Raw genomic sequence first — 6085 nt, forward strand, 5'->3', positions numbered from 1 at the left:
CAAGGTACTTCTCCCGGTCTTCCTGGCCGCCGCGGGAAATCTTGCCTGCCAGGGCAGTCGCGGCGGCAAAGCCGGTCGCGTACTGGTAGACGTAGAAGTTGTAATAGAAATGCGGGATCCGGGCCCATTCCAGCTCGATATCCGTCCCCAGGCCGATGGCCGGGCCGTAGTACTGCTGGTTGAGCCGGTCGTAGAAGCCGCACAGGTAGTCAGCCGTCAAGGCTTCACCAGCCTGGTCGCTTTCATGAATGAACTTCTCGAATTCCGCGAACTGGGTCTGCCGGTAGACCGTCCCCTTAAAGGAGCTCAAGTAGTAGTTGAGCAGGAAGGCCCGGGTCTTTGGATCCGTCACCCGGCCCAGGAAGTAGTTCGTCAGCAGGTTTTCGTTGGTGGTCGAGGCGATTTCCGCGACAAAAATCGGATAGTCCCCGTACACGTATGGCTGGCTCTCCCGGGTGTACATGCTGTGGACCGAGTGGCCGGTCTCATGCACCAGGGTGTAGAGGGAGTCCAAGTCCCCCTGCCAGTTCAAGAGCTCATAAGCGTCAGTGTCATAAGCACCGCTTGAGTAAGCCCCGCTTTGCTTGTGCATGTTGGCCACGTAGTCGATGCAGCGGTTGTCGAAGAGGTAGTCGACGTGCTTGAGGTAGTCTTCGCCCAAAACCTGCAGGGCTTCCCGCGCCTGTGCCTTGGCCTCGTCAAAAGTATAGCTGAGGCTCGGCGTGCCCGTGATCGGCACGTACATGTCCCACATCTGCAGGTCGCCCTTCAGGTCCAGGATTTCTTCACGCAGGCTGACATAGCGGTGGAGCAGGTCCAGGTGCTTGTGGACGCTGGTCAAAAGCTGGTTGTAGACGGCAACGGGGATGTTGTTCTCGCTCAAAGCAGCGGCCAGGGCGTCCTGGTAGTGGTGGCTCTGGGCGTCAAAATTATGGGCCTTGACGTTGCCCGCCAGGGTAGAGGCAAAGGTCGAGGCAAACTGCCCGTAGCCGGCGTACAGGGCGTCAAAAGCGTCCTCTCTGACATTCCGGTCCTGGGACTGAATCAGGATGTCGTAGTTGGCTTCAGTCAGTTCCACTGCTTCGCCGTCTTCGTCTTCAATGTAAGGAAACTGCAGGTCAGAATTGGTCAACACGTTGAAGGTGTTGGCTGAAGCTGACAGGGCATCCCCGGCCGCCGACACCAGTTTCTCCTCTTCAGCCGGCAAAACGTGTTCCTGGTGCTTGACGATCTGCTCCAGGTAGTGCCGGTAGCCTTCCAGTCGCGGCTCTTCTTTCAGAAAGCCGGCCAGCTTCTCTTTGCCCAAAGCCAGGATGGCCGGCTGGATGAAGGCCACGGCGGCCTGGTATTCAGCTGCCAGGCTCTGGCCGCGGGAGTTCAGGGCCAGGGCCTGCTGGTTGCTGGTATCGACGTCGCTGGCCATGCTGGCGTAGACGTAGATCTTGGACAGGCGCCGGTCCACGTCAAAGATTCTGTGCAAGCGGTCATAAAGAACGGCCGCGCTCTCCGTAAAGCCGTCTTCCAGTTCCGGCAGGGCCTTGACTTCCTGCTTGACCTCTTTAAAGGCGGCTTCCCAGTCGGCCGTGGTCTTGAAGACCCGGGTCAAATCCCAGGTCTGGTCCTCGGGAACCTGATTGCGATACGGGATTTCCATACATTTACCTCTTCTTTTTTCTTCTCAGTTGGTGTCATTACTTTACGATACTTGATATTCTACTATCAAAGCCGCTTTTTGCCAAAAAATAAGATAGTCTAAACAATTCACGCGGCTTATTTATCAAAAAGCCTTTTCGTGCGAAAATAAAAGATAGCAAAAAATAAAGGGGTCAGTCCATGGAAGAGCAACACAGCAGAAAACAACAGAAAATATTTCGCAATGTGACTCTTGTCCAGGACAGGCTGATCGGCCGGCCCAAGCGTCCCGTGCCCGCCGTGCTGGGCTTGTTGGTCACCTTTGCCGTTTTGGTGGCAGCAACTTGGGGGGCGCATGCATACTTCAGCCTGCATTCGGCCCTGGTGACCATGAGCGGCGGCAGCGGCAATACGGCTACCAGCGCCCGAATCGCGGCCAAGAAGCCGATCTCGCTCCTGATTCTGGGGGTTGACCAGGGGCTGGAAGGGCGCAACGACCAGGGAAATTCCGACACGATTATTCTGGTGACGGTCAATCCAACGACCAAGAAGACGACCATGACCTCCATCCCCCGGGATACTTTGACGGAAATCCTTGGCGAGACTTCCAGCACCAAGTACTTCATGTTCAAGGTCAATTCGGCTTATGAGCTCGGCGGCAGCACGGGTTCGGTCAAGACCGTGTCAACCATGCTCAATGTGCCAATCAACTACTATGTTGAGGTCAACATGAAGGCCTTAAAGAGCCTGGTCGATGCCTTGGGCGGGGTCGATGTCAACGTGCCGTTCAGTTTCAGTTATGACTGGTGTGATTTCAAGAAAGGCAAGCAGCATTTGAATGGCCGCCATGCCATCGCTTATGCCCGGATGCGCTATGACGATCCGCGGGGTGACTACGGCCGGCAGATGCGTCAGCGGCAGATCATCAAGGCCGTGGTCAAGAAGGCCCTCAGCGTCAACGGCCTGGCCAACTACCAAAAGTTGCTCAAGGTCTTCGCCAAGTACGTCAAGACCAACTTGACCTTCGGCGACATGACCAGTCTGGCCATCAATTACCGGGCCGCGGCAAGCAATATCTCCAGCGGCTACATCCAGGGCCATGACGCGACGATTTCTTCGACCAGTTTCCAGATCGCCTCAACTGCTCAGCTGCAGAAGTGGTCCAACAAGCTTAGAAAGAATCTGGGGCTGCCGACGCAGACCTTGACCAACCAGGAAACCCGGCAGAACAGTTTGAACGAGACTTATAACGGGGTCGACTTCTCCAGCAATGAGACCATTACCAACTATACGATTTACGAAGCAAACTCAATTACGCCAAGAAGCTCTGATTCTTGGTAAGAAAGCATGCCTCTAGCTCAGCTAGGGGCATTTTTTTGCGCTTATGAGCCTTTTTTGCCCGATGGTGATTTTTTGGAAAAAATAAGCGGGGTAGAACTAAACTGATAGGCAAAAAGGAGGCAGGGAAAAATGGAAAACCTGATTGAAGAAGTTTTGAATTTGCAGCTGAAGAAGGCAAAGAAGGATAAAAACGGTGACGTCCGCCGCAGCCTGATTTGCTTTCACACTATTTATGGCAGCTTCTACGGCTTTTTTGACAACTTGTTCAAGTAAAAAATGAAGTACGCGATCGAGGACTATGTGCCTTTTCTTTTGGATGAGAAAAGCAGCTTTTTTGAAGATGCGGCGCCTAAACTGCAGCCTTACCAGGTGAAGCCGCCAGCAGGCTGGCAGACCTGGAGTGACCGCAACTGGACCTATATGTTGGCGCCTGGCGAGCTGCCAGCGCAGGGCTGGAAGATCCACTTGTCAGCCGGATGCAAGGACGAAGAAGAGCTTTTAAGGGTAGCGGCTGACTATCTTTTTAAGCAAAAAATCAGCTTCAAGTTCACGGTCAGCCGGGGCGAATGGATCGTCAAAAACTCCAAAAACGCTGACCGGACTGAGTCGGGCAAGTTTATCACGGCTTATCCAAAGGATACGGAGCAGTTCAAGCAGGCCGCGGCTGACCTGGCGGCTTTAACTAGTGAGTATGAATTAGGCCCCTATATCTTGTCTGACAAGCGGTATAAAACAAGCAACGTCTATTACCGCTATGGGGCCTTTAAGGAGCTCCGCGATGAGGCAGGCAACTATTGCATAAGGGACGAGCAAGGTCACCTGGTTATCGACCAACGTCTGCCTTATTACTTGCAGCCAGATTTCGTGCCAGATCCTTTTCCCGCTGAAAAAGGGGCAGGCCGCGGCGATTTTTCCCGCTTGAGTCAGTACAATATTTCGTCAGCCTTGCTTTTTAGCAATGCCGGCGGGATCTACCTGGGGCAAAAAGCCGGGCAGAAGTACTTGATTAAAGAAGGCCGGCAGGGGGCCGGGATTGACGCGAACCTGCAGGATGGCTTCAGCAGGATCAAGCATGAAGCAGAGCTCTTAAGGCAGCTGCAAGACTCCCCCTATGTCATTAAGCTGCGGGATTCTTTCCAGGTTTGGATTCATTATTATTTGGTCGAGGACTATCTGCCAGCAGAAAACTTGGACCAGCTGATCAAGGAAAAATATCCTTTCCGGCAAGATCATGGCCGCTATCTGAAAATGGTAAAAAAACTGGCCAAGCAGCTGTTTGCGGCGGTAGAGGACATCCACCAGCGGGGTATAGCCATTGGCGACTTGCAGCCGGGCAATGTTCTCTTGGGCAAAAAAGGCCCGGTCCTGGTCGATTTTGAGCAGGCGGGGCCGCTTGACCAGACTTATGAACCAGGCTTGTCTACGCCAGGTTTCAGCGACCAGCAGGCCAAGACCATGGGCCAGCAGGATTGGCTGTCTTTGTACAAAATGATTGAATATACCCTTTTGCCGGTTATCGACGTCAGTCATTTGGCCAAAAAGCCGAAGATAAGCGAAGCGGTCAGGCTGGAAAATCTGGACCAGGCAGCGGGAGACTTTTTGCGGAAATTCAAAAAAGAGTATTTTGAAAAAGCCGGCTTGACTTTGCCAGACTTGCCAGCTTCAGCAGGGCAGAAGTCCCTGGACCAGCTGATTGAGGGAGTCGCGAAAGGGATAGAAGCAAATATCGACTGGACAAGTCAGCGCTTGATTAAGGGCGATATTGCTCAGTTTATTGAGCCGGCAGGGATGCTGAATATTGAAAATGGAGCGCTGGGCCTGGGCCTGGTCTTGTCCGCTTTGCCGGAAGACCGGGAGCTTTTTAAAAAGTGGTGCTTGAAAAATCAAAAGGCAATTTACCAGGCAAGTGAAATGGAGCCAGGCCTCTTTACCGGTGCGGCAGGGATGGGGTCAGTCTTGTATTCAGAAGTCGACCAGGAACTAGGCAAAAAAATGATCGACGGAATTAAGGTTGACCAGATGACTGACTTGTCGTTAGAGAGCGGCCTGGCGGGGATTGGCCTGGCCAAATTGTCCCTGCAGCTGCTTGAGCCAGATGAAGACAGAAAGCAGGAGCTGGTAAAAATTGCCCAACAGATATTAGCTAGCTATGACGCTTGGGAGGAAGCGGGTCTGCTTACTGGAAAATTAGGGATGCTCCTTTACCTTGAAAAAGCTGGCAAGTACTTAAAGGAGAATGATTTAGTAAAAGCCGCAGAAGAAAAACTGGCCGCCTTTTTAGAGCAGGAAGTCAGTCAGACAAAAGGCGGAATATTTTTAAAAGGCATGGTCAATGGCGAGGAAAGCTACCTGCCCTACCTTAATTCTGGTTCCTGCGGCTTGCTCCTGGTTTTGCTGGAATTCGCGAAAGACGGGGTCAAGGTTAAAGGCGACGGCAGGATGATCAAGGGCTTGATCGCGACTAACCGGGTCAAATTAGCTTACATGAATGGCCTCTTTGACGGCTTCGCGGGACTTATGCTAGGCGACATCGCGGCAGAAAGTCTGGGTTATGAGGGCTTTTTGGACGAAAAACTGCAGCACTTGACCAACTACCTGGTCTTTGACAGAGATGAAATTCTGCTTCCTGGGGTTTATGGCTTGAAAAATTCCCTGGATCTGGCTACCGGAGCTGTTGGAATTTTGACTATCCTGTTGGGTGTCAGAGACCATAACTGGGGTAAGTGGCTGCCTGTTATTAAAAACGAGAGCTTCTTGTTTGCGAATTAGAAAATAGGACGGTTAGCTTGATTAAGAGAAAGGGCCATAAGCGAGGAAATTCTTACAAGATTTCACTTATTTGCTGGAACCGAATCAAGGCAATTTTTGGTTAATATTAGGGCATAAAGGCGCAACTTAGTTGCGCTTTTTGTTGTATCATGAGGACGGAAAAGGAATAAAGCAAAGACAGGATAAATAGATGACTTTATTGTATCTACTTGATGCCAGCACAATGGTGCTAGCGCCTATGATTAATATTGCCTGCTTTTTGCGGCTGCTTGACCAGCGGCCGGCTAGCCGCCGGGCTTGGACCATATTTTTTGGCATCTGGCTCATAGGCGTGATTGCCGGG

General features: G+C 52.1%; 4 protein-coding genes. 3 read left to right on the forward strand and 1 reads right to left on the reverse strand.

Features of this window, described 5'->3' with window-relative positions; genetic code table 11:
- On the reverse strand, nucleotides 1-1654 hold a 1654-nt coding region (gene pepF, locus lacNas_RS09190; protein ID WP_201346800.1), incomplete at its 3' end, for an oligoendopeptidase F.
- Nucleotides 1655-1833: 179 nt separating this feature from the next.
- Between pepF and lacNas_RS09195 the strand changes: the two genes are divergently transcribed.
- The 3 genes from lacNas_RS09195 (at nucleotide 1834) to lanKC (ending at nucleotide 5742) form a co-directional block, all read left to right on the forward strand.
- Entirely contained in the window at nucleotides 1834-2973 is a 1140-nt protein-coding gene (locus lacNas_RS09195) for an LCP family glycopolymer transferase (RefSeq protein ID WP_201330043.1), read from the forward strand.
- A 129-nt stretch (nucleotides 2974-3102) separates the two neighbouring features.
- Nucleotides 3103-3246 carry a hypothetical protein gene (locus tag lacNas_RS09200; RefSeq protein ID WP_201330044.1) on the forward strand — a complete coding sequence of 48 codons (144 nt, stop codon included), beginning with the start codon at nucleotides 3103-3105 and terminating at the stop codon, nucleotides 3244-3246.
- Nucleotides 3247-3249: 3 nt separating this feature from the next.
- On the forward strand, nucleotides 3250-5742 hold the full coding sequence (gene lanKC, locus lacNas_RS09205) for a class III lanthionine synthetase LanKC (RefSeq protein WP_201330045.1): 2493 nt from the start codon (nucleotides 3250-3252) through the stop codon (nucleotides 5740-5742).
- Nucleotides 5743-6085 lie beyond the last annotated feature (343 nt).

The sequence above is a fragment of the Lactobacillus nasalidis genome, from assembly GCF_016587775.1.
In the GTDB taxonomy this organism is placed as follows: domain Bacteria; phylum Bacillota; class Bacilli; order Lactobacillales; family Lactobacillaceae; genus Lactobacillus; species Lactobacillus nasalidis.